Raw genomic sequence first — 676 nt, forward strand, 5'->3', positions numbered from 1 at the left:
CTTGGAGGTCCACCAGTTGCCGTCGCCGTAGGCCCACGGCTCGTAGACGAGGTAGCCGTCCCAGGTGCCGTTGCCGTCGCGGTCGACGGCCAGCTGCACGCTCGGGCGCACGCCGGAGTAGGAGGCGAAGTCGATGCTCGTCGACACGGCGTCGGAGAGCGGGAAGCTCGCCGCGACGTAGCCGGCGGCCTTCGACTGGGTCAGGCCGGGGTTGGCCGTGCCCGCCTCGGTCCACACGTGCAGACCGTTGTCGACGTACTCGTGGTGACCGAAGGTGCGCTCCTCCATGCCCCACCCGGCGGCGACCTTGTCGGTCGAGTGCAGGGTGAACACCGGCCCCGGAGGCGTGACGACGACGACGGGCGCGAGCCCGAAGGTGTAGGTCGCTCCGCCGACGACGATCTTCGAGATGACCGCGTCGCCGATCACGCCGGAGCCCAGCGAGTAGCCGACGCCGATGACCTTGGCGTCGGGGTTGGCCGCGACGAACGCCTCGATGGTGCCGAAGGACGCGTAGCCCATGTCGGACGGCACGCCGAACCCGGCCTTGGAGGTCCACCAGTTGCCGTCGCCGTAGGCCCACGGCTCGTAGACGAGGTAGCCGTCCCAGGTGCCGTTGCCGTCGCGGTCGACGGCCAGCTGCACGCTCGGGCGCACGCCGGAGTAGGAGGCGAAG

1 protein-coding gene is annotated in these 676 nt (G+C 70.6%); it reads right to left on the bottom strand.

Translation table 11 applies throughout. The annotated features are described in order from the left end of the window. The coding region (locus AC1DT4_RS20240) for a hypothetical protein (RefSeq protein WP_477091551.1) at window positions 1–676 on the bottom strand (676 nt) is incomplete at both ends.

It is taken from the genome of Cellulomonas sp. P4_D11 (assembly GCF_056401915.1).